This window comes from Accumulibacter sp. (assembly GCF_029255285.1).
GTDB lineage: Bacteria > Pseudomonadota > Gammaproteobacteria > Burkholderiales > Rhodocyclaceae > Accumulibacter.
In genome coordinates this window covers 1-22,302 of record NZ_JAPUVI010000036.1, presented here as the reverse complement: position 1 = coordinate 22,302, position 22,302 = coordinate 1, and the positions used below count along the sequence as shown (strand labels likewise).

The following is a 22,302-nucleotide window of genomic DNA, read 5'->3' as shown; positions in this document are numbered from 1 at the left end:
GTCTCGCGGATCATGCGCCGCACCGTTTCCTCGGCTTGATCCAGACTGGCCTGCGCCTGCTTGGCCATCAGGTTGTCGAGGACGATGCGGTTGTCCTTGTAGTCGCCGACGATGCTGCGCCACGCGAGGTGCGAGCGAACGTGATCCTTCAGGCGACTCACGCTGTCGTAGTCCGCCGCCACGAAGATCAGCCGGTTCTGCTTGAAGCGGGGCTGGTCGCCGCGCTTCTTCAAAATCTCGGTCGCGCGCTCGATGGCGAGGCTCTGACCGCTCTTACTGAAAGCCGCGTCCGGCGGCAGCACCACCAGCCGCAGCGCCCAGTCGTCGGGCACGTCGCCGCTACCGGTGAAGATGTGGATGCCGCCGAACACGCCGCTGGCAAAGCTGCGCTGCACGCGCTCGCGGATCGAGGGGAACACGTCCTCCCTGTCCTGAAAGCGCCGCTTGCGTTCTTCCATTTCGCGCCGCAGGTTCGGGCGCGTGTCCAGCCAGAAACGGTTGTTGGCGGCGTTCAGGTAGTGCAGCCGGTCGCCCAGGCGTCGTAGCGCGTCCTTGAACAGGTTGGGTTGCTGCCCCGGCTGAGCCACACCCAGGATTACGCGCTCCAGTTCCAGGCCGCGCACGCCCTGATTGGATGTGCTGGGCGCGCTGCCCAGAAAGATGGCGCGCGCGGCGCGGCGGCAGGCTTGCACGCTGCCGAAGCGGGTGTCCTTGTTCTCGATCTCCCAGGTCTCCGAACGCTCGCCGTCCACGTCGCGCTCGATCACTGGTGTCCAGCCTTGCGGCAGGTAGTAAAGCACCTCGTTCAACGTGTCGGCATCCATCAGCGGAAAGCTGCCGGGCATGATCAGCGGGTCGTTATTGCCGTCCTTCCACAGGCGGTGGATGACCTTCGCCATCAGCTTCAGCACGCCGCGCGTACGCTGGAAGTTGTCCAGCGTTGACCAGTCCTCGTACAAGCGGTCGAACACCTCGGGGTGGATCGGGTAGGCGTGCGTTAACCGCTCCAGATACTTGCTGTCTTGCGTCTCTTGCGGAAAGTCGTCGCGGTTCTCGATGTAGTAGTCCGCGAACGATCGGCAGACCGACTCCATCGCCAGCTTATCGTTGATGTTGCTGAACAGGCGGCGGCGCACAATCTCGAACGCTTCTTCGGTGGCCACCGGTTTCCACAGCGCCTGAATCCGGCCAAAGTAGTGCGAAAGTGAAGCCAGAGCCTTTTCCCCGCGTTGACTGCCTGCCTCCTTGACGGACTCCGGCAGCGAGGCGAGCAGCACCGCCGTCGGCACGGCCTTCAGAGCTTCCGTCAACGCCTGCACGAAGCTGAGGTTGGAATCGAAGGTGCCGCCAGACAGCGCCTTGCCTTCCTCGAACTGGCGCACATAGGCCACCAGCTCGTCGATGAGGATGACGCAGGGCGCGTAGCGGCCCAGCAGGTCGGCCAGCACATCTTTGCCCGGCGACGTGCCTGAAGCATCGGCCTCAGCCACCAGCGCGTAGCCCTCAGCCTTGCCCAGTTGCCATGCCAAATCACCCCATAGCGTGCGGATGCTCTGTCCATCCTTCATCACCGGCTGGTTGGGCGAGGACTTGATGCCGTCGAGCACGGCAATGTGCGCCTTGGGCAGTTCCGTCACGCCCGCCGCATCGAGGATGGCTGGTACGCCTTGCAGGTCACTGGCCGGTGCTTCGCCCTTGGCGAGGTGATAGACGGCAAGCATGGTGTGCGTCTTGCCGCCACCGAAGGCGGTTTGCAGCTGGATGACCGGATCGCCGCCTTGGCCCGCAAGGCGCTTGACCACCGAGTCCAGCAACAGCCGCATGCCTTCGGTAATGAAGGTGCGCTGGAAGAACAGCGCCGGGTTCTGGTATTCCGCGTTGGCCGTGCCCGCATGTACGCGCGACAGGTCGGCGGCGAATTCGGCCTGCTGGAATTTGCCTTCCCGCACATCGGAATGCGGCTCCGCGATCTCGCGCCAAGGTTTCAGTGCCATGTTCGTGTCCTTAAATATCCAGTTGAGCTTGCGAGCCGAGCACACCCGCCTCGCCAGCGGCCTGTTCGATGGCACTCCACGCGGTGACCAGTTCGTTGTAGGCGCGGGCTTCCTCGGCCCAACCCTTGCGTTCGCACAGGGTGTAGAGGCGGTAGGCGAGCGCGCGAATGGGTTCGGCGCGGGCGGGCATGCGGGCGAGCAAGCTGCCTGCACCGGATTCACCGTCTTGGTTCAGTGCACGGATCAATTGGTGTAGCGCCTCCCACACAGGCAGGCGGGCATCAGTCTCGGGCGACCAGTCGCTTGGCATCTCGCTCCACTTGAGCAAGCGTGCGTCGCCCTTACTGGAATCCAGCACGCCCGCTGTCACCAATGCCGCCACCGCCGTGCCCTTTGCCTGCGCGAGCGTATTGGCATCGCCGAACTTGCCCGTTGCCCAACCAAAGTTCTCGAACCAGTGCAGGCAGAACTGCGTGTCATGGTCGAAGTCGTCTTCGGCGAGAAAGCGGTTAATCAATTGCAGCGCGGTGCGCACGCTCATCGGCGTGCCGTCAGCTTCAAGCACAGCGGCGTATTGGCTGAAGATGGCCATGCCGGGGCCGATGATGGCCTGCGACAGATCGACGGGAGCGACTGGGCTGTTCACGCCACCGCGGGTCATTTCGTCCAGAGCTTCAGGCAGCGTGGCATTGAGTTCGCGGATGAACTCACGGCGCGAAACGGTGAGTGCGTCGACGGGACGCTGGCGACAGACGAGGATGATGCTTGAGGCGAGAGCGTTCGAATCCATCGCAACTTGCCGGGTTCTCATCTCCGTCCGAACCGGCCACGTACCTGTAATTGCGAAGCCCGCATCCAGTACTGCTTGCAAGAAAGTTTCCCACCCCGTGCTGGAGGTTCCCGCTTCGTCTTTTGTCTCGGACTGCTTGAAGGCGTAGTAGATGGTGACGGGAAAAGCAGAATGCGCCTGCTCTGCAAGGTTGTGCATTGCGGCCGTCATCCCATCGAGGAAGAACTTCTCCGCCTGCTCCCTGCCACCGTGCCGGTAAGGCGTAGCAACCAACTCTTCGGCCTTAGGTACAGCCAATGTGGCGTACAACTCAGGGAAGATTGCACGTAGTGGCTTGCGTAGCCAGACGTAGAAAAAGTCGGACAGGTCAGCGTAGGCGATATTGTTGTAGTAGGGAGGATCTGTAGAAACGACCTTGTTCTTGCTTATCGTTTGGGACTGCGCATCGAGTTGCGTTGCGATGCCTGCCGTGTCAGTTGGCAGTAGCGGCAATGGGTCATAGCTATAGAAGACACCGGCGGATAAGCTGCCTGTGGCGTCAGCTAGAAAGTTGGGTTCGGCGAAGTCCCACAGCATTGGAAAAGCTTGTCTTCCAAAACTGTGCTGCGCCTTCTCCCCAACGCTGTTCCATCTGACCAAGTTGTTACCAGTCATTGCAAGCCGGTCGATGGCAAAGGACAAGTAAACGCCAACGGCCTCTGCATACGCCGTCGCGCCTGCGCCGACTCCTGCGAGATGTTCGTCATCATCGGGCAGGCCGGCGGCTAGAGCGTCGGTTTTGACCTTAGCAATGGTTTCGCCCACCAGATCGGAGAACAGGGTCAGTGCAGCCAATTGGCGCGGCGTGAAGAGATCGCCCCATTCGGTCAAGCCATAGGGAACGCATGTACCGCCCGTGAGGCGGGCGGGCACATTGCCGGAGGGCTTCCAAGTGGGCTGCGCCTGTCGGACAGCATCCTCATGTTCTTGAGTCGGTGTCAGATAGACGCGACCACGCGCGCCTTCGGCGACGATGGCCATCAGCTTTGCGCCCATGCGTCCGGCCTGCCCCTCGGCCTTGATGTAGTCACCGCTGATGGGCGCGTCAGAGAGTACGCAGCGGAAGTTCGCACCACGACCTGCAGCTTTGGTGCCTTCCTTCGCTTCCTCTGGTGGCTCGCCCACTTTCACGGTGAAGCAGTACTTGCTGCCCTCGACCACGGGTTGCACATAGCTTTCCTTGCCCGCCTTGCCGGAGAGGATGAAGTTCGAGGCCAGCGGCACGTCCACGTGGCTGAACGCCGGGTTGGGACTTTTCACCGTGCGGGCCCACAGCCAGGCGATCACTGTGAGCTTCTGGCCCAGCAGCGGCTTGAGGTCAGGCCGCTCCTTCACGATCTCGACGGTGATCTCCGCCTTCGGGTAAAGATGGCCGATGCGCTTTTCGGCCTCGGAGCGCATCCACGCGCCGTAGCGGCGCACGTCCTCAGCCAAACCCTTCGCTCCACTCCAGTCGTTATGCAGCTTCGCCTGCTTCTCGCCCGATGGCACCGGACCCACCGGCGCACGGCCCGCGAAGCGCGGCGGAATTTCGATCATGGCCTTGTTGATGGTGACGGCCACGGGGTTGAGGTCGGAGGCGTAGCTCTCCAACCCCAGACGCTGCGCTTCCAGCGGCAGCGCACCGCCGCCCGCGAAGGGGTCGTGAAAGCCGGGCAGCTTGTCGGGGTTGAACAGTTCGGCAGCCTGGGGGTGGCCCTTGTTCAGTTCGCAGACTTCACGCCACGAGCGACGGATTTCGGCGCGGGCGCGGTCCAAGACTTCCTCGTTGTTGGTGTTCTCCCACTGCACGAGGTCTTCGATGATCTTGAACAACCGCTCGCGCTCGGCCTGCGCCTTTTCTTTGTTGACGCCGTAGCGAAACCCGCCGCCCTGCTGATAGCCAGGGTCGTTGACCATCTGCGCAAAGATGACCGCCCGCGCAGCCGCCAGCGGACGCCGCGCCCACCACAGGTGCAGCGTGCTGGGGTGGCCGTGGCGGATGCTCTTCTCGCGTGCTGCGGCGACATTGATGGCATCGAGCGGCAGGGCGACTTCGATAAGCTTTTTGGGTGTTTTGATGTTGTTGTTCATTTAGTCGTCGTCCTTCTCCCAGCCGACCTTGCCATCGCAATGGCTACAGCCGACCGAGTAACTGTGTTCCATATCGCCGGTGTTCAGCTCGTTGCACCACTCGCACTGCTCGACGTGATCGCTCAGTTCGAAGCAGTTGGCGCAGAAGTACATATCGTCGCGCTCGACGACGGTGTGATACCCCTCGCAGGTACCGCAGTTGGCCGGTAGTCCCGTCTCAAAGTAATCCTTCGTGCCGACCACATCCTTGGTCAAAACATCAACCAAGTGCTCGGGTTCGATTGAGCCACCGCAGTGATCACACGTCGCATAGCCCTCGTTCGCAAGGACGACGGATTCGCCGCAATGCGGGCATTCGAGTTCGACCTGGGTTTCGGTGTGATCGCACACCAGACAGCGCAGCGACGCGATCTGGTCGTCGAGGGCATCAGGGATAGCAGCCTTGAAGCCACAGGCGCTGCATGCTTTCGGCGCGCTGCCTGCCTTGCGGGCGGCGTCCAGCTCGGGCTTGAGCGCCTTGAACTTCGCGGCCAAGTATTTCCGGTGCCCCTTCATCGCCCGATCCGCGTGGGCGATCTCGCTGCCGAAGTCGTGGAAGTAGCCGCCCCACCGGTTCAACAGGCGGTGGAGGTGAAACCACGAGCGGCAATGCTCGGCGACGATCTGTGCCTTGGCCTTTTCGTCGCTGTCCAGCCCTTGGTGGAAGAAGTGAACCATTTTGTTGCGATGGTTCGCCAGCGCGCGGAAGCTGTTGTAGGCGTCGTCGCCGATGTCCTCGCCAGCGACATCACGAATCCGTGCCCTGCAATCCTCCAGCGTGACTGAGATGAAGTCCCCGGCCATGAACTTGGTGAGGTTGGCCTGATCGGGCTTGGAGACGATCAACGACCAGTGCTCCTTCATCAGTCGCGCCTTGAGCAGCATCTCGACTGCCGCGCAGAAGTGGATGACGGAATACTTGGGAGACTTGTCGAACTCCGCGATACCGCGCTCCAAAAAGTCGAAGGCGTTGCGGGTCAGCGAGTCGAAGATGTCGTGGTGGGTCATGACATCCTCCTATCGCCAATGCGCAGGGCGCTGGAGCACGAAGCCGTCCGCGCGCTGCACTTGAGCCGGTAGCTGGCTGTGGCGGTAAGCGGTTTCGTTGATGATGAAGCTGCCGCTGGCAGCCTGTGTGAGCTGGTGCGAGCGGCGGTTCGGTGGCAAGGCGACGATGATGTTCTTGCCGGGGAATTTGGCGCGGGCGGCACTGACCGGCGTGGTGAGATCGCTGTCGGCAGAAATCAGTAAGGCGGTGTCGAAGCGGTCTTCGTAGGCATCAGCCAGCAGTTGCATGGCGATGTTCACGTCGGTCATCTTTTCCTCGTAGTCCATCCACTGCGCGCCGCACTGGCGGCACTGCTTGGGCTTTTCGAGGTAGTGGCCGAAGTGCGACCGGAGCTTGGGCAAGCTGCCCAGCGCCTCGAGGTAAGCAGTCTGGCGCTGCATGTCGGAGACGTTGCGCCCGTTCGCCCGGATACGCGAGGTGAAGTAGTGGACGCCCTCCAGCGTTTGGCCGGGCTTCAGCAGCGTGGTCGCCAAGGCGCACAAGTCCAGCCAGTAATACTTCTTCCAGCCCTTGCTGCGCAGGCCGAAATAGAGGTTGAATCCATCCACATAGGCGACGACTCGACTCATCGGCGTTGCTCCCGATAGGCCAAATCCACCTTGACGGAGACGCGGATTGCGGGTAGGATTCGCACCATAAACCCCACCGGAGATCGCATCTCCGGCCCAACGCCTCCCTTGTGGAGGCGTTTTCCTTTGTGCCCCGCCAAGGCGAGCAGCCTTGGCCCGACGCCTCCCAAGCGGAAGCGTTTTTCTTGGCACGTCTGGAAGCCCTTCACTGCGACGCTCCCGGTGCGACGGCCTTGGCCAGCAACTGACCCAGATCGAGGTTCTTGCTGGTTTCCGCCCAGTCTGGCTCCTGCGTGAAGGGCTGGCGAACGTAGAACGGGCCCTCGTGCCTGTCGCCGTCCACCAGCACGATGGCAAGGATGAACTTGTCTGCTTGGTTCAGGCCGTAGAGGATTTCGTTGCGGGTGACCGTGATCGTGGACTGGCCCTTGGCGCGGCCCTTCACCTCGATGTGGCGCGAGGTCGTCAGACGGCCATCCACGGGCTTGGGCTGGCTGGTCACGTCCCAGCCGCACTTCTGCGCCGACACGTCGATGACGTCGTGACCGAGGGCACGTTCGGCCTCCATGACCGCGCGCATGGCCATCTGCTCGACGCGGGCGCGGGCGGCAGCGTCCGCTGACCAGCCGCCTTGTTCGGCGGGGACACCCTTGCGCTGCATCAGCAGTCCTGCCGGGATGACGAGCGCGCCGCCCAGCACAACTGGCGTGGCAGAAACCACATGGCGCATGGCCAGTAGTTCCTTCTCGCGCGATTGACGGCGTGCCGTCAGGTCGTCGATGGTGCGGCGGACGTTCTCCAGCGTCAGGCGCACATCCTTGCCTGCGGCCAGGTCGTCTTGCAGCTTGATGTAGCGGTCTGACCAGAAGTTAATCTCCTTGACCAGCCGTTCGTGGACGGCGGCCAATGTCTTGTCCACCGATTTCTCGCGCCGCGAGCGCACTTCGTCGAAGTGTTCCGGCACCAGATGGCTACCCGCATGGGCGAGCGCCGCGTGTTCCAGACCTTTGGCGATCCACGGCGCGGCCAACACGTCTTGGATTAGCGCCATGTCTTCTGCGGCGAGCGGCTCCAAATCCAGATGTGGTGCCCAACCCGCGTTGATGGTCTGGCCCGAGGCGTCGATCTCGACGAATTGCATGCGTCGTGAGGCGACGCGGTTGGGGTCTGAGCCTTCCTTGACCGAGTGATCGATGATGAACATCACTTTTGGCGTGACGCCCATGTCGCTTGGGTCAACCAGCACCGCGCCTTGCTTGAGCTTGTTGCGGTGCTGCTCCAGCACGATGTCGGTGACCGATTGCATCAAGGGGTGGCCCGGATGCAGCAGGCTGGCCATCGGCGCTCCCACGCGGTCGGCGAGGCGCACGTACTGCTTCTCGAAGCAGACCCGCTCGTAGCGGCGCAGCACCGGGTCAGCGTTGCGGCGATCCCGGCCCGTGATCTGGCGGTCGCGCTCGCGAATGATGGCGGGGACGTTGGTGATCTCAAAGCGGCCTTGCTCGCGGGGCCGCAGTTCGCCGCCCAAGGCCGCGAAGGCTTGGCTGAAGAAGGCGCGGATGAAGAAGGGCTGGAGCTTGCGGGCTTCAGCTTTCTCCATTTCTTCCTTCACGGCGAACAGGCGCTTCTCATCCATCACCTCTTCGCACAGGGCATTGCGCTTGATGATGTTTTCGAGGTGCTGGGTATCGAGTGCGCCTTCTACCTTCTTCAGCAGGCGAGCGCGCACCTCGGGGTCAGCCCCGTAGCGGATGGCCTCGATCAGCAAGTCCTTCAGGCTCCTGTCCTCAAACACCTCGCCGAGGATGTCGAACACGCGACCGCCGAGCGCTGCGCGTTCCACTTCGAGCTTCTCGAACAGACGCTGGAAGACGTCGCCCTCGCGGGTTTCGGAGGCGACCATGTTCCAGAGGTGGCAGACCTCAGTTTGGCCGATGCGGTGGATGCGGCCGAAGCGTTGCTCCAGCCGGTTGGGGTTCCACGGCAGGTCGTAGTTGACCATCAGGTTGGCGTTTTGCAGGTTCACGCCTTCGCCCGCAGCGTCGGTGGCGAGCAGCACGCGCGCGGCCGGGTCGTTGCGGAACAGCTCTTGCACCTTGCGCCGCTCTTCGCGCTTGACGCCACCGTGGATCATCACCACGGCTTCCTCACTGCCGATAAGTCCGCGAATCTTCACCGCGAGGTAGTTCAGCGTGTCGCGGTGTTCGGTGAAGATGATGAGCTTGCGTTGACGGCCCGCTTCGTCGTGCATCTCCGGCGTGTCTTGCAGAAGACGGGAGAGCTCATCCCACTTGCGGTCTTGACCAGAATGCACGACCTGTCTGGCCTGTTCTTCCAGCCCTTCGAGGATGATGATTTCGGCCTCGAGTTCCTGGATGGTCTGCGCCGCCGTGGCTTGATCGACCAGTTCTTCCTCGAAATCCTCGTAGGCTTCGGGCGACAGGTCGTCTGCGGATTCCCAGATGTCTTCGGTCGAGCCGTTGCCGCTACCGTTCTTGGTGGCGATGGTTTCCGCCAGCCCATCTTTGCTGACGAGTTGGCCGCGCTGGCGCAACTTTTCGTCCTCGACACGGCGCTTGAGCTTGTTGCGGCGGCGTTTGAGGGACTGGTAGATGGCCTCAGGGCTGGAGGCGAGGCGCCGTTGCAACGCGGTCAGGGCAAAGCCCACTGTGCCCTTGCGACCGCCATCGGCCAACTGGTCGGCGCGGGCGAACTCGGTCTTCACGTAGTCCGTGACCGCTGCATACAGGGCAGCTTCGGGATCGGAGAGCTTGTAGTTGACGGTGTAGGCACGCCGTTCGGGGAACAGCGGTGTGCCGTCGAACTTGAGCAGATCTTCCTTGACCATGCGGCGCATCAGGTCGGCCACGTCCACCTTGTGCGCACCGTCGCGGAACTTGCCATAGAAGCGGTCGGCGTCCAGCAGCGACATGAAAAGCTGGAAGTCCTCTTCCTTGCCGTTGTGCGGTGTGGCCGTCATCAGCAGGAAGTGGCGGGTGATCGACCCCAGTGTCTCGCCGAGCAAGAACCGCTTGGTCTTGTTGATCTTGTTGCCGAAGTAGCTGGCCGAGAGCTTGTGGGCCTCGTCTACGACGACCAAGTCCCACTGCGTGAGCATGAGCTTTTCTTGCAGGTCTTCGGCGCGCGCCAGTTGATCGACACGGGCGACCAGCAGGTCGATGTCGTCGAAGGGGTTGCCGCTGCGGGACTGCTCGACCTGCTCACGCGAGAATAGCGTGAACGAGAGGCCGAACTTCTCGAACATTTCGTCTTGCCACTGCTCGACGAGGCTCCCGGGCGCAACGATGAGCACGCGCTTGGCGTCGGCGCGCATCAGCAACTCACGGATGAACAGCCCGGCCATGATGGTCTTGCCCGCGCCGGGGTCGTCAGCCAGCACGTATCGCAACGGCTGGCGCGGCAGCATGGATTCATAGACCGCCGTGATCTGGTGCGGCAGCGGCTCCACGTTTGAGGTGTGGACAGCCATCATCGGATCGAACAAGTGGGCCAGATTGATCCGGTAGGCCTCGGCGGCGAGCTTAAAGGCGTCGCCCGGCGCGTCGAAGGCCCACGGGCGACCCGACTCGGCCAGCGACAGGTTCGCCTCGTCGGTGCGGAACAGCATCCGCTCGCGCAGCGTGCCGTCGGCGGTCTTGTAGTAAACGGTCAGGGCGTTGTCGCCGACAGGCTCGGTCGTGACGATGCGCACCACCTGCCCGGGCTCCAAGCCCGAGATGGCTGCGTTCTTCTGGATCTGTTCGAGCTTCAGCACGGTGCGCCCCTTCGTCTTTATTCCGGCTGTCGCTCAGGGCTTGCGCCGGTTATAGGGCGACTGATTCGTGGGCTTGAGGGAAACGTCGTTCTCGCTGGCCTTGTTGCGCACGGCATCTTCGGTGCGGCCCATCTTGATGCCGATCACGCGCGTAGGGGTGTTCTGTTTGGCGAGCTGCTTGAGCTGCGAAACGTCGGCAGGCGTCCATTGCTTGCCGTGATTGGAGGGGGACTTAGCCATGGTGGAACTCCTTTCGGCCATGAACGTGGATGAGGCGGGTGAAGAAAATGGCCGTGTTCATCACCACTCCTTGCTGGCTTCGCCATATCCCGGCGCGAGGACGAGGTTGGTGACTCCGTAGAGCGCCTGCCGGTTGCGCAGCCACAAGTGGTGCTCGCCGCCCTTGAGGCTGTGGTCTTCGGTGCAGTCCACGTTCCAGCGGCGCAGCAGGTAGCCCGCCATCGCTGCACGCGTGCGCACCTTGAGCACACCGCCTTCCATGTCGTACTCGGCCTCGATGGTGTCGGGGTGCTGCACGTTGGCCGGATGCGGCACGAGTTCCAGCTCGGTGATCCGGTTCCACTGGATGTCCTGAGCGGGCTTTTCGTGGTCGGCGACCTCGCCCGGCAAGATGCTGGCGTCGTCAAAGCGGCCGAACACGAAGTCGCGGAACTCGCCGCTGCGCCGGTCGAAGGCCCGCAGGTGCCAGCGCAGACCGCTGTCGGCCAGCGCGAAAGGCACGATCTCGCGCGTGGTCAGCCCGCTGGACAAAGCGCGGTAGGAGATTTTGACGGCTGCGCCACGGTGGATGGCGCGCGTCAGGGTCGAAAGCAATTCCAGATCGACCCGGCCAGGCAGGCTGGTGCCTTCGGTGGCGATGACACCCCGAAAGCGTGCAGGCTCAGCGTCACCGTAGCCTTGGGACAGCCAGGTGAAGATGCGCTCGACCGGGAAGTCGAACAAGGGCCGGAACCACTCGGCCCGCACGTAGACCTTGCCTTTGGTGTCGTACTCCATGTTGCCCGGTGCCAGTTCCTTGTACTGGGCAATGTCCCGCGTGGCTGCCGCTGCCTGGATATCGAAGCGCGCGACCAAGTCCTGACGGCGGATTTCGCCCATGAAGCGCAGACGCAGCTCAACGAACGCGAGTCGGTCGCGTTGCGCTTGAGACATTCCTGAGAGGCGGTCACTGGACATGGCGGCGCGGGAGTTTTCCTATCTTTTGGCGTAGCATAATGGAATCAAAACAGTTCGTCAATAAGTAGCAAAATGAAGCGTTATCAGGATCAAAATGATGATGATATGCGACTGTACCAACGCCACGGCGATCCGAGTTCGATCTGGAATGAGGGTCAGCGGTCGCTGGCCTCTCCAAGAGGTGGCGGCGAAATGAGCGAAATCAGCGAAATGAGAGGCTCGACAAGCACTTGCGGGCGATCCGACGCGGCGAAACGAGCGAAATGAGCTTCCGTGCTACGCGGGCCGGTACATCCGTGTCGGCGTACCAGGGGCATCAACGGGGCGCTCGACCCACTGCACGCTGATCTTGGGCGGCGCGGCCGCCAATAGATGCTCCAGGCCGGCGTCGATCCGCGCCTTCGGCACCTTGCCCCGGAAACATTCGGCGCTGATTTGGCTGCGCGTGGCCTGACCGCGTTCGTGCAGGAAGGCCAACACACGGTTCGCCAGTTCCAGCACCTGCGCGAGCTTTGCATCTTCAGCTGAGCTGACGAACACGAAGCGCACGGACGCCGTGGCGTGCCGAATCCACGCCATCGCGGCGTCGATGTGCGGGACATCGATGCGGGCTTGCAGATCGGTCAGTGCCATCAGCATGGCCAGCCGGAGCAGCATGGGCGCGCGACGCTCCAGTAACGCCCCAATCGCACCATCGTCGATGCCATCGTGCAGTTCGCCCCGGTAGAGCTGGGCGTAGCGCCACTGCGCCTGGGGCGACAGCTCCATCCGAAGGTGATCACGCTCGTCGTACCGGTCGGCGCGGACGAAGGCCAGCACCTTTTGCGTTCGCGCAGCCAACAGCTCGACCGTCGCCTGCGGCGTTTCCTTCGGAAACGGCAGCATCCGAGACCGCTCGGCCCAGATCATCAGGAAACGGTTGGCGAAGCCGTTGGTGAGTTCGCGCGTGGTCATCAGGCCGGTCAGCTCGCCGGGTGAGATCGCTCCACTCAGGCAGACGTGCGGATCACTGGCGTAGAGCCGGTTCGACTTGGTGGCAGGCTTGAGATCGACGCCATCCCAACAGTCACGCAGTGCCGCCGACAGCGTGTTGCCGTCGCGTCGCCCCTGATGCAGCACATTGGCGAACTCGGATTCGACCACCCACAACCGCTTGTCCTCGATGGCGGGAGCATCCTGTCGACCTTGCCGGTAGCCGTCGTGGATCAGGGCAACTAGACCTTCACGCGTGGAAAGGCCGCCGCGATGAATCTGCGGCGCGAAGGCTTCGTCCATCGCTCGCAGCGCCTGATCGATGCGCAGTGTCAGCGACACCGCATCGCCTTTGCGGCCACGCCCCGAACGCCCGACGTGCAGACAGAACAACCGGACATGGTGCCACGTGTTGCCGATGGGCAGGTACACCCCGCGTCCGACCGCACAGGAAAGATAGGCCATGAAGTTGGCGGCGATGGCGTAGGGGTTGGTTTCCGTGCCGTCGCTGCCCGCGCGGGCGACGTCGCCGATCAAGCCGTAGAGGCAGACAGGATCAGGCTGTGGCGCATTGCGGTGTGCGGCCATCGCCGCCTCGTCGTGCTCGTCGTCGAGTGCAGATGCTGCGTGCGATGGCGAACTGGCATCGGAGACACGGCGCATTCATTTGCCGTCCAGCGTCACCGTCTGGACGATGTTCTCGAATTCGGCCAACACGTCGGGCTGGCGTTGCGACAGGAAGCGGAACACCGCCTTGTTGTCGATCAGCTTGGCGAGGTAGCCCCGCGCCAGCACGAGCAGCAGCACGTCCTGCCCGTAGGACTTCTCGACCAGCTTCAGTTGCCCTTGCAGGTTTCCCATTTCGCGCTCCATTTTCGCCATCTGATCGGCGGTGACGCCCCGCAGCTTCCGTGGTTTGGTTTCGCCGACCAGCAGTGGCGGCGGCGTGGCCGCGAGCAAGGCCTCGGCGTAGGCGACCGTCATGTTGTTGGCAGTGAGCATCAGTTCGATGCACTCGACCTGCCGCGTGGGTTTCATCTTGCGCAGCACCGAACCCAGATTGGCGGCGAAGTGCAGATCCTTCAGCATCTCGACCGCCTCCGGGCAGATGCCGTCGAGCAGATTCACCTTCTTGTGGATATGGCTGACGTCCACGTTCAGCGCCTTGGCCAGCCGATCGGGCGTGACGCCGCGCTCGACCGCGCGCCGAAGCATGTGGTGCTCCTGAATGGACGAGATGCGGTTGATCCGGTTGTTGTAGGTGTAGCTTTCGTCGTCGGTGGCGACCAGGCACGGCGCGTCGGCGTAGCCGAGCTGTCGCAGCGCCAGCAACCGCATGTGCCCGTCGAGCAGGATGTGCTGGCCAGTCACCTTGTCGGCCTTGCCCACGCTCAGGGGCTCGATCAGTCCGACTGCCTCCATCGAGGCCATGATCTGTTTGAACTTGCGCGAGGTATGCAGGCCCTCCGGCGTCTTGCGTGACGGCAGGATGCGATCCAGCGGAAGCGTCAGCGGATCGGGAATGAACCCCAGCGGCGGCCGACTCATGCCGCGTGGCCTCCGGCCCAAACCCGCTCGGCCAGTTGCTTGGGCAAGGTGTCCAGGCCTTCGGCGCGCAGCAGGTTGGAGAAATGCTCGTCGGCCAGCAACTGACGCAGCGCTTCGATTACGAACAACAGGCGCTGCTGCGCGAACTCGGCCTTCTTGACCATCAGTTTCTGCCGTTCGACCTCGTGCTGGTAGTTGCGTACCAGGCTGGAGGTCGTGACGGACGCGCCTTTGCGCGCAGGCCGGTGGGCCAGCGTCTTGCCCAGTGCGCTGCGCCGCTGCAGCACGCGCCGCGCCTGCATCAGCTGCCCGCCACGCAGTTGGCCGCTTTCGTAGGCATCTTGCAGCGCGGCTTGCACCGATTCTTCGTCGCTGGCACCCGCGATGGTGATGGCGACATTGAGCGGAACCCTTCCGGACTCGACGGCAGCGAGCAGACGTTCCTCGCCTTTCTCGAACAGGAGCAGGATGCCTTTGATGTAGTCGAGGCTCAGGCCGGTCTTCTGGGCGATGACGCGTCTGTCGTAACCCTGCTGGCTCAACTGCTGGATGCTCATCAGAAGTTCCAGTGCGCTGTACTTCCTGCGGGCGATGTTCTCGGTCAGACTCATGATGAAGGCGTCTTCGTCGTTGACCGTGACGACCAGCGCCGGAATTTCCTTCTCGCCGAGCGACTTGAACGCCTTGAGCCGGCCTTCGCCGCAGATCAGCAGGTAGCGTTTGCCATCCTCCAGATCGTCGCGTGGCGTGACCGTGACCGGTTTCTTCAAGCCGAGGCTCTTGATGTTGCCGACGATCTCCTCGAACACGCGGCCGTTGCGGTCGCGCGGGTTGAGCACGGCGATCTGATCGACCGGAATCATTTGCAGGTCGGTGGCGTGGTGTGGCTTGGTCATGCGGCCCTCCGGATGCGGCTGCGCTCGGCCATGCCGTAGAGATAGTCCAGGCTGTCGAAGCGGTAGCTCTCGAATTCGAGGCCGTTGTGATCGGCCAGATGGATGCCCGACTTCCCGAAGTCCAACCGGGGCAGCAGGTAGTAGTCCAGCGCGGCCTGGTTGGTCTCGTCGAGCCGAACGGCCACCGTGATGTCGGGCGTCAGGCTGGTGTCGAAGCGCACTTTCCAGCGACGCCGGGCGTCATCCAGCAACTGGCAGCGCGAGAGCACCAGCGAGACGGTGAACTCGCGGTTGACCGTCAGCAGGTCGGTCGCCGGATCACGCACGACCGCGCCGCCAACCTCGGCGATCATGCGTTCGGTCTGGCCGACGATCTCCGGGTGCAGGCGGCGTAAAAACTGGTTGACCTCCAGATACTGGTAGTCCCGATCCGGTGTGAAGCCCACAGTTTGGTAGGCGCGGATCAGGCTGCCGAAGCGGTGCGCGTAAGCCGCCGCCGAGGGCATCCCTTCGGCCTCGTCGATGATCAGGCCGGAGAGGTAGCCGTGCTGCTGGAAAAGCCGCCGCAGCTTCTCGATCAGCTCCTCGTTGCTGAAGCGGTGCGCACGCTCGCGCAGGATGCCCTGGGCGGTGTAGAACAGTTCCGGCGGCACGACGCCTTCGAACGCACCTTCCTTCTTGATCCACATCTCCGGGTTGTTCACCACCCGTGTCTTCTTGAGCTTGAAGGAGCGTCGGTTGTAGACGTTGTTGCCGATGTACTTTTCGTTGGACAGCACCTCGCGAACGGTGGCTCGAGTCCACGCTCGGCCCAGATCGGTGAGGATGCCTTTGGTGTTGAGCCGGTCTGCGATTTCCGACTCGAACAGGCCGTCCTCGACGAACCAGCGGTATATCTGGTTGACGATGGCGACTTCCGCGTCCGGGCCGGGCTGCAAGATCACGCGGTCGGTCTGCAGGCTCTTGTGCTCGCCGCGCGAAAGCTGCCCCTTCACCGAACCGGACTGGTCGATCAACACACGGCGCAGGCCGTAGCCTGCAGGCCCGCCTTGGCGGAAGCCGAGTTCGATCAGTCGGCACTGGCCCGCGAACACCTTGGCCGACAGCTCACGGCTGTATTCGCCCGCCATCGCCCGTTTGACGCCCTTGACGATGGTGGACACGGGCGAGCCGTCGTTCTCGAACTGCTCGGCGCAGTAGGCGACCTGAATTCCGGCGCGGCGGCAGATGTATTCGTAGTAGGCGCTTTCGTCCGCGTCCTGGAACCGACCCCAGCGGCTCACGTCGTAGACGAGGATGATCTGGAAATCGGTTGTGCCCGCCTGCACGTCGGCGATCAGTTGCTGGAGTGCTTGCCGCCCGTCGATGCGCAGCCCGCTCTTGCCCTCGTCGGCGTAGGTGCGGACGATCTCGATGTTGCGCCGGGCCGCGTACTCGCGGATCTTGTCGCCCTGGTTCTCCGTCGAATACTGCTGGTGCTCGGTCGACATCCGCACGTATTGCGCGGCCCGAAACACCGGGTCCGACCCCGGCGGGTGTGGAGGAGGTTCGATTTCTTGCATAGGCCCGGTCACTCTGTAGTTGGTGCTCTCGGGTCTGCCACTCCTTTCAATGAATGCGACGCCGCGCCACGGCGGCAGCACACACGGTCGGAATCGTTGCCATGCAGAACATTCGAGAGCCTGTTTGGGGTCGAAGTTACGGGCGGATCGCCAGGGTGTCGATCAAGTCCTCTCTTGACGCGTCTATCTTGCACGGACACGTCGAGCAGACTGGTGTGATCTCGACGACCCAGGAATCGCCGTTTTCCCTCGGAAATGCGGGGTGCCGCGTGATTCGGTACAGGCCGGTCGGCAAGTCGCACACGTCCATCTTTGCAAGATCGACATCTGCCCCATTGGCATCACGCTGCCGCTGCTGCTCGCGATTGCGCTGCGCGTACTCGGGCCGGTCGTCGCGGTAATTGCGCCAGTAGTCTTGATTGCGCTGTGACCACGCCTGCTGGGCGGCGCGCTGGTTGATCCGGTAGTCGGGATCGGACTGGAGCTTGGCCCGTTGCCACTGGCGCTTGCGGGCACGCTGGCAGTCCGGCGCTGAACAGTAGGCTTGATCGGGAACTTGCGGGCGGGGTTCGAAAGATCTGCCGCAGCAGGCGCAGTGTTGGGTCATCGTCGGGGTCTCCATGCAAAATCCGCATGGAAGCCGCGACCGACCGTGGCGTTGGGCGCGTGCTCGTTGCGCCTATGGGGCAGCCGTCATTGAGCAGCCTGGTGCAACGCCGGTTCCAAGGCCGCTCGCAGTCGAACCACGATGGCAGCCAGGGGTTCGGGGGCGAGTTCGTTCTTCTTGAGGAATGCCTGCCACATTGCCTGCCGTGATGTGTCGTGCGCGAACTCGTCGGTCATGCCGACCGGCAGTGCGGCTGGCACGGCCATGCCGCGTCGCTCGAAAGTGGCCTTCACCGCTTGCGCCAGCAGATCGATGTCCAGGGATTCGCGCTCCAGCAGCACCGACAGGTCGAGGTAATCCTTCATCCGGCTGTTGGTCATGCCCAGCAGTGCGATGGCGTGGAGCTTTTCCGCGATGACGGTGTAGACGGGATAGGTGCGCAGGCGAGGAGCAGGCAGGTCATCCAGCAACACCGGATAGACCGAGTCCACCGGAGCCGGTGTGACCGCATCGCCGAAGCCGACGTCGATCTGCGTCTTGCATCGCGCCTTGGCCAGCTCGCCACCGATGAGGATTCGCGCCCCGGCGTATCCGGCGTCCTTGCGAATTTCTTCGGCGACGACCGAGGCCGGGTCGAACACGATGCCGTCGTCCACGGCGACGCTGGCGATGTCGCGGAAGGTCTGGGCCACGGATTCCAGATCGCTCGCGCCGAAGCCCAGCAGGTCGGCATCGCGCGTGGCCCGGTGGGGCATGTCGTACCAGAGCGTGAACAGCAGCGCACCTTTGAGCAGAAAACGATCCGCATGCTCGGACTGGCTCAGGCGATAGAGGATGCGCTCCAGCGCGAAACGCACCAGCACCTGATTGAAGTCCACGCCCTGCGCCTTGGCGACGTTGAGCAGGCGGGCGCGCACGGAAGCCGCGACGTTGCTCATTCGACGGCCTCCAGGTAGGGGCGCATCACGTTGGCCACGCGGCAGACCTTCGCGTAGCGCCACAGGTCGTCCGCCGTTGCCTTGCGCTTGGCGCGAACGTCCTTCAGCGCCTCCAGCGCCACGTCCAGGCCGATCTTGTTGCGGTGCTTGAAGCAGTCCACGACCGTCTTGGCCGCGCCGTACACCCGCAGCTTCACGCCGTCGCGCAGGTGCTCCTCGACGCCCGCCGTGTAGACGTCACCGGTCATCTGAACCATCTTGACCGGCGGATAGTCGATCCGGGGCACGTGGCTGCCGCGCGGCATGGCGATCCAGATCTGGCGCGGCAGTTGTGTGGTCAGCTCGTGGAATTGCAGCGCCGTGAGCAGGCAGAACACGGCCTGCGGCACCTTGGTGGCGACGGTCGCGAGACTTTCGAATTCCGATCCCTGTGCATCCGGCAGGCGGTACAGCCCGCGTCCGACCCTTTCCAGAACGCCAGCGGCGGTCAGGCGCGTCAGGACGACCCGGGGCGCATCGATGGCGTCCAGATCGCTGGCGCGCAGCAGCCCCTTCTGGTTGGCCAGATCGAGGACGCGCTGGGTGTGGGTGTCGGCGAGCATGGTGGGAGTATGTTCCGTTTATTCGTCCAATGCAAGATTTCGACGAAAAACAGGAACAGCTTCATGCAGCCGTGTTTGGTTCCCATTTTGGAGATCGAACCGCAGACCGTCGCAGCCCGAACCAGCGAGGAAGTGTGCGGGGGCGCTCGTTTCCCCTCGGACTTCCGCGTGGTGTACAATCACGCCCACGGTATCCCTGCTTCTACAGCAGGGCGGTTTCCTCTAGTGGGGAACTACACCACCAATACCAAAAGGTCAACCGTTCTCGGTTGGCCTTTTTTCTTGCGCACTCCCGCGTGCCTACGCGGGTTCCAGCGAATCCGTGTGGACTTCCTTCCCCGGTCGTCTCTCCGGCGGCGGGCGACATTTTGCTCTCTCGGCGCCGTTTTTCTCTCCCGCCTTGCCGCCCGCCAAATGGCCGAAGTCCACAAAGCTTTCTGTCGGCGTCTAGTGGGAACAAGCAGTTACGCGCTGACCGTTCAAGCAGTTGGATAACGGCATTGCCTAGTTCTACTTTGTCAGATTCGTTTTCACTCTTGCGCGATCTGCGTTTGTCATGTGGTAGAATGCTGTATGTCGTGATTGTTCAATCTATTCATTGAGTTGTAAATGACGATGCCAACTCCAATACGTCGATAGCATATCTTTCCTGGTCGCTTCGGCACTAGAGCACTTCGATTCGCACTTCACGCCGTATCTCCATTGCTTTCAAAGCCGGACCCGTTCGGTAGAAGACACGGCACGCCAGTACCTGTATGGGCTGTTCCAGGGTTCCCGGCGCAACCTGGAGTGCATGGCGGAAACCGTAGCCGACAGCCGCTATCAGCCACTGCCTCATATGCTGAGCGAATCGAATTGGGATCGGCGCGCGGTGCGTCGGCAACTGGTGGTCGATGCCAACGCCCACTTCGGCTATCCCAGCGCTCTGCTCCTGGACGAAAGCGCGTTCGGGAAGAAGGGGAACCTGTCCGCGGGCGTGGCGCGGCAGTGGAACGGTCGCCTGGGGAAGGTCGACAACTGTCAGGTCGGCGTCTTCGCGGCGGTGACACGAGACGGCGTGGCGAGCGTGGTCGATGCCGACTTGTATCTGCCGGAAACGTGGACCAAAGATGCGACCCGTTGCGAGGCGGTGGGGGGGCCTGAGGAAGCACAGGCGTTCCGCACCAAAGGCGAGATCGCCCTGGACATGGTGATGCGCCTGCGGCGGGAAGGCTTGCACTTTTCTTTCGTCGCCTTTGATGGCGGCTACGGGCACTTGCCTTGGCTGCTCGGGGAACTGGATGGCGAGGGAGAGATCTTCTTCGCTGAGGTGCATTCGGATCAGGCGATCTATCTCCAGGATCCCGTACCCACCGTGGTGGCTCGTTGTTCGCCAAAGGGTCGAGCGCCCCGTCGGCGGCAGACCTCAGCGGTGTCCCTGACGGTGGCGGAGTGGGCAGCCGCGCCGTCGGCATCCGCCTGGGGGCGCCTGTCGATCCGTGACGGCGAGAAGGGCGAGGTGATGGCCGACTATCTCACCCAGCGGGTATGGGTCTGGGACGGCGAGGCGCCGTCGGCGAGCCGCTGGCATCTCCTGGTACGACGGGAAATCGATGGGACGAAACTCAAGTTCGGCCTGTCCAATGCCAAGCTTGGGGCTTCCTTGCATCGCCTGGCGGAAATGCCGGGAGCGCGCCATTTCGTCGAGCAGTCCTTCCGGGAGGCCAAGAGCGCCTGCGGCATGGCCGAGTATCAGGTCCGCCGCTGGCAGGCGTGGCACCATCACATGGCCCTGGTCATGATTGCGACCATGTTCCTGGCCAAGGAGCGCATGGCCCATCGCGAGACGGCTAATCTGCTCTCCTGCCGCCACCTGGTGGAGATCAGGCGCCATCGCTTGCCCACCAACATCGCCACCCACGAAGACCTCGCGGCATCCATCATCGACAGGCATCGACGGCGGCGCCAAGCCATGGAATCCGCCTATCGAAAGCAAGCCGCCATGCTCTCAGCATCAGATTGACAGGGAATCTGACAAAGTAGAATTACGAACACGGGCAATATTCAGAGCAAAGCGTTCAGAAATTTCCTGCTTCATTCGCTTCCCGCAGCCTCGAAGATGTCAACCTTCGTCTCCAGACACTTGCGCAGATTCAGGTCGTGCGCCCCAACTTCGAACCAGCTGGCTGGCTTTTGGTAAAAGTCCAGACCCCGCCCGATCTTGATGATCCAACCGTTGTCTAGACGGATCTCGCGGTCGTGGATGTTGGGGTTGAGCTTCACCTCCAACTCGACGTCCAGCTCCAGCAGACTTTGCTTGAGCTCTTCCAGCTTCTCAGCCATTTCTGCCAGAGGTGTCTTGTCGTCATGCCACGTGATCAGCGTGATCCGCTTGACGGTGCCAGCCTTGAGAACCGTCTCGCAGAAGCGGACAAAGTTCTGAATCTGGTGCTGCAGCCGGATGTACGGATCCTCAATGACCACAGCCTTCGCGCCCTGCAGATACGGGCCCATGATGGACTCGTAGCTGTAGCCTATATCTCCGTAGAGGATGGTGAAGTGCTGCTCCTTCAGTCCAACTGGCGGAGCGGGGGCTGCGGCCGGCGTGACCGGCACGGGTGCCTCTGGAACTGCAGACTCAACCGGGGCTGGTGGTATGGGTTGCGCCACGGGCGGCGGCTCAGCCGGTTCTATCGGCTGCGCTTCCGACTGCCGCAGCTTCCGGCGCGCCGGCTCCTGCGTGGCAATGGCGTCCTTGGACTCAGGACAAAAGACGACAACCTCATCTCCGCTTGCCTTGAAATACGACAGGCCAATCCGTGCAAACTCATCGTCGGGCTTGCGCTTGTTCATCTGCTCCTTGATGCGGCGCCGGCATTCGGTCGCGTAGGCCACGTATTCCTCGAACTCGGCGTCGGTCGGCGGGCCGTTGGGGTGCAGGATCTTCAAGAACGCGCAGACCGTCTTCTTAATGCCCTTCTCGTCACGACCCTCAATCGCCTTGCCGAGTCGAATGCGCTTGCTGACCTCCTCATACCGGTTCGTATGCTTGAACTGATAGTGGAATGCCTCGGCCAGGTAGTCAGTGATGAACCCATACTGGCTGGTCAGAAACTCGCTGCTGTTCTTAGGCATCTCCCAGCCTGGGATGTACGCCGCGAAACGGTCCATTACGGCCAGGTCGAGTTCCGGTGGTAGCGGCTGAAAAAGGTCGTGCTCGTTGGAGTTGACGACCTGCTGCACGGAGACGTCAATATTGCCGACGAAGCTCAGGCTGGCGTCTGCGATGACCTCGGCGCCGCGCGAGAAGCGCCCGTTCGCCATGAAGTCCTTCATGATCTGGATGGTGTCCGGATCGCGAACCTTGATCCCGCCCACCTCGTCAAAGGCCACTGTGTCCCAGTAGCCCACCAAGCCGACCTTGCGACGCGCGTTGTTGTAGAACAGCGTGGCCTTGGTGGCCTGTCCGCCTGAAATCAGGGTCGCGTAGGGCGAAAACTCACTGAAGAAGTACGACTTGCCTGTGCAGCGTGGGCCCAGCTCGATGTAGTTGTAGTTCGGCTCGACCAGTGCCGCGAGACGAGCGATGAAGTGCATCTGCACGCGCTGCGACAGCTTCGTCGGCTCAAGGCCGACTGACCGCAGCACCGCCG

At 62.6% G+C, this 22,302-nt stretch carries 16 protein-coding genes; 1 reads left to right on the top strand and 15 read right to left on the bottom strand.

From position 1 onward, the window contains the following. The 14 genes from Q1M07_RS05625 to Q1M07_RS05560 form a co-directional block, all read right to left on the bottom strand. Positions 1-1,994, bottom strand: a 1,994-nt coding sequence (locus Q1M07_RS05625) for a DUF499 domain-containing protein (RefSeq protein ID WP_300451888.1), incomplete at its 3' end; no start/stop codon positions are given. A gap of 10 nt (positions 1,995-2,004) precedes the next feature. Continuing rightward, on the bottom strand, positions 2,005-4,896 hold the full coding sequence (locus Q1M07_RS05620; protein ID WP_300451885.1) for a DUF1156 domain-containing protein: 2,892 nt from the start codon (positions 4,894-4,896) through the stop codon (positions 2,005-2,007). After that, on the bottom strand, positions 4,897-5,820 hold the full coding sequence (locus Q1M07_RS05615) for a hypothetical protein (protein WP_300451882.1): 924 nt from the start codon (positions 5,818-5,820) through the stop codon (positions 4,897-4,899). It abuts the gene before it with no gap. Positions 5,821-5,952: 132 nt separating this feature from the next. Further along, complete coding sequence (locus Q1M07_RS05610; RefSeq protein ID WP_300451879.1) at positions 5,953-6,573, bottom strand: NYN domain-containing protein; 621 nt, start codon at positions 6,571-6,573, stop codon at positions 5,953-5,955. Positions 6,574-6,778: 205 nt separating this feature from the next. After that, entirely contained in the window at positions 6,779-10,348 is a 3,570-nt protein-coding gene (locus Q1M07_RS05605) for a helicase-related protein (RefSeq protein ID WP_300451876.1), read from the bottom strand. A 33-nt stretch (positions 10,349-10,381) separates the two neighbouring features. Beyond that, positions 10,382-10,588 carry a hypothetical protein gene (locus Q1M07_RS05600; RefSeq protein ID WP_300451873.1) on the bottom strand — a complete coding sequence of 69 codons (207 nt, stop codon included), beginning with the start codon at positions 10,586-10,588 and terminating at the stop codon, positions 10,382-10,384. A gap of 60 nt (positions 10,589-10,648) precedes the next feature. After that, positions 10,649-11,545 (bottom strand): WYL domain-containing protein, encoded by an 897-nt coding sequence (locus tag Q1M07_RS05595; RefSeq protein ID WP_300451870.1) that lies wholly within the window; start codon positions 11,543-11,545, stop codon positions 10,649-10,651. 276 nt (positions 11,546-11,821) lie between these two features. Next, positions 11,822-13,180 carry a hypothetical protein gene (locus Q1M07_RS05590; RefSeq protein ID WP_300451868.1) on the bottom strand — a complete coding sequence of 453 codons (1,359 nt, stop codon included), beginning with the start codon at positions 13,178-13,180 and terminating at the stop codon, positions 11,822-11,824. After that, positions 13,181-14,065: a plasmid partitioning protein RepB C-terminal domain-containing protein gene (locus Q1M07_RS05585; RefSeq protein ID WP_300451865.1), complete on the bottom strand. Its 885-nt coding sequence runs from the start codon at positions 14,063-14,065 to the stop codon at positions 13,181-13,183. Then, a complete protein-coding gene (locus Q1M07_RS05580; protein WP_300451862.1) occupies positions 14,062-14,961 on the bottom strand; it encodes a plasmid partitioning protein RepB C-terminal domain-containing protein in 900 nt (299 codons plus the stop codon). Before Q1M07_RS05580 ends, Q1M07_RS05585 begins: the two co-directional genes overlap by 4 nt. Then, positions 14,958-16,523 (bottom strand): recombinase family protein, encoded by a 1,566-nt coding sequence (locus Q1M07_RS05575; RefSeq protein WP_300451859.1) that lies wholly within the window; start codon positions 16,521-16,523, stop codon positions 14,958-14,960. The genes Q1M07_RS05580 and Q1M07_RS05575 overlap by 4 nt, the downstream gene beginning before the upstream one ends. A 136-nt stretch (positions 16,524-16,659) precedes the next feature. Then, complete coding sequence (locus tag Q1M07_RS05570; RefSeq protein WP_300451856.1) at positions 16,660-17,130, bottom strand: hypothetical protein; 471 nt, start codon at positions 17,128-17,130, stop codon at positions 16,660-16,662. Between the two features lie 86 nt (positions 17,131-17,216). After that, on the bottom strand, positions 17,217-18,068 hold the full coding sequence (locus Q1M07_RS05565) for a nucleotidyl transferase AbiEii/AbiGii toxin family protein (protein WP_300451853.1): 852 nt from the start codon (positions 18,066-18,068) through the stop codon (positions 17,217-17,219). Beyond that, a complete protein-coding gene (locus Q1M07_RS05560; protein WP_020228568.1) occupies positions 18,065-18,670 on the bottom strand; it encodes a type IV toxin-antitoxin system AbiEi family antitoxin domain-containing protein in 606 nt (201 codons plus the stop codon). Before Q1M07_RS05560 ends, Q1M07_RS05565 begins: the two co-directional genes overlap by 4 nt. Positions 18,671-19,310: 640 nt before the next feature. On the opposite strand from Q1M07_RS05560, the gene Q1M07_RS05555 reads away from it, so the two are divergent. Continuing rightward, complete coding sequence (locus Q1M07_RS05555; protein ID WP_366983971.1) at positions 19,311-20,672, top strand: IS701 family transposase; 1,362 nt, start codon at positions 19,311-19,313, stop codon at positions 20,670-20,672. Positions 20,673-20,743: 71 nt separating this feature from the next. Here Q1M07_RS05555 and Q1M07_RS05550 read toward each other — a convergent pair. Beyond that, a partial coding sequence (locus tag Q1M07_RS05550; RefSeq protein WP_300451846.1) for a BREX system Lon protease-like protein BrxL occupies positions 20,744-22,302 on the bottom strand: 1,559 nt, incomplete at its 5' end.

Excerpts from the sequence above, each read along its gene's own strand:
- Q1M07_RS05620 (WP_300451885.1), bottom strand. The coding sequence starts at position 4,896 with ATGAACAACAACATCAAAACACCCAAAAAGCTTATCGAAGTCGCCCTG.
- Q1M07_RS05615 (WP_300451882.1), bottom strand. The coding sequence starts at position 5,820 with ATGCTGCTCAAGGCGCGACTGATGAAGGAGCACTGGTCGTTGATCGTC.
- Q1M07_RS05610 (WP_300451879.1), bottom strand. The coding sequence starts at position 6,573 with ATGAGTCGAGTCGTCGCCTATGTGGATGGATTCAACCTCTATTTCGGC.
- Q1M07_RS05600 (WP_300451873.1), bottom strand. The coding sequence starts at position 10,588 with ATGGCTAAGTCCCCCTCCAATCACGGCAAGCAATGGACGCCTGCCGAC.
- Q1M07_RS05595 (WP_300451870.1), bottom strand. The coding sequence starts at position 11,545 with ATGTCCAGTGACCGCCTCTCAGGAATGTCTCAAGCGCAACGCGACCGA.
- Q1M07_RS05590 (WP_300451868.1), bottom strand. The coding sequence starts at position 13,180 with ATGCGCCGTGTCTCCGATGCCAGTTCGCCATCGCACGCAGCATCTGCA.
- Q1M07_RS05585 (WP_300451865.1), bottom strand. The coding sequence starts at position 14,065 with ATGAGTCGGCCGCCGCTGGGGTTCATTCCCGATCCGCTGACGCTTCCG.
- Q1M07_RS05580 (WP_300451862.1), bottom strand. The coding sequence starts at position 14,961 with ATGACCAAGCCACACCACGCCACCGACCTGCAAATGATTCCGGTCGAT.
- Q1M07_RS05575 (WP_300451859.1), bottom strand. The coding sequence starts at position 16,523 with ATGCAAGAAATCGAACCTCCTCCACACCCGCCGGGGTCGGACCCGGTG.
- Q1M07_RS05570 (WP_300451856.1), bottom strand. The coding sequence starts at position 17,130 with ATGACCCAACACTGCGCCTGCTGCGGCAGATCTTTCGAACCCCGCCCG.
- Q1M07_RS05565 (WP_300451853.1), bottom strand. The coding sequence starts at position 18,068 with ATGAGCAACGTCGCGGCTTCCGTGCGCGCCCGCCTGCTCAACGTCGCC.
- Q1M07_RS05560 (WP_020228568.1), bottom strand. The coding sequence starts at position 18,670 with ATGCTCGCCGACACCCACACCCAGCGCGTCCTCGATCTGGCCAACCAG.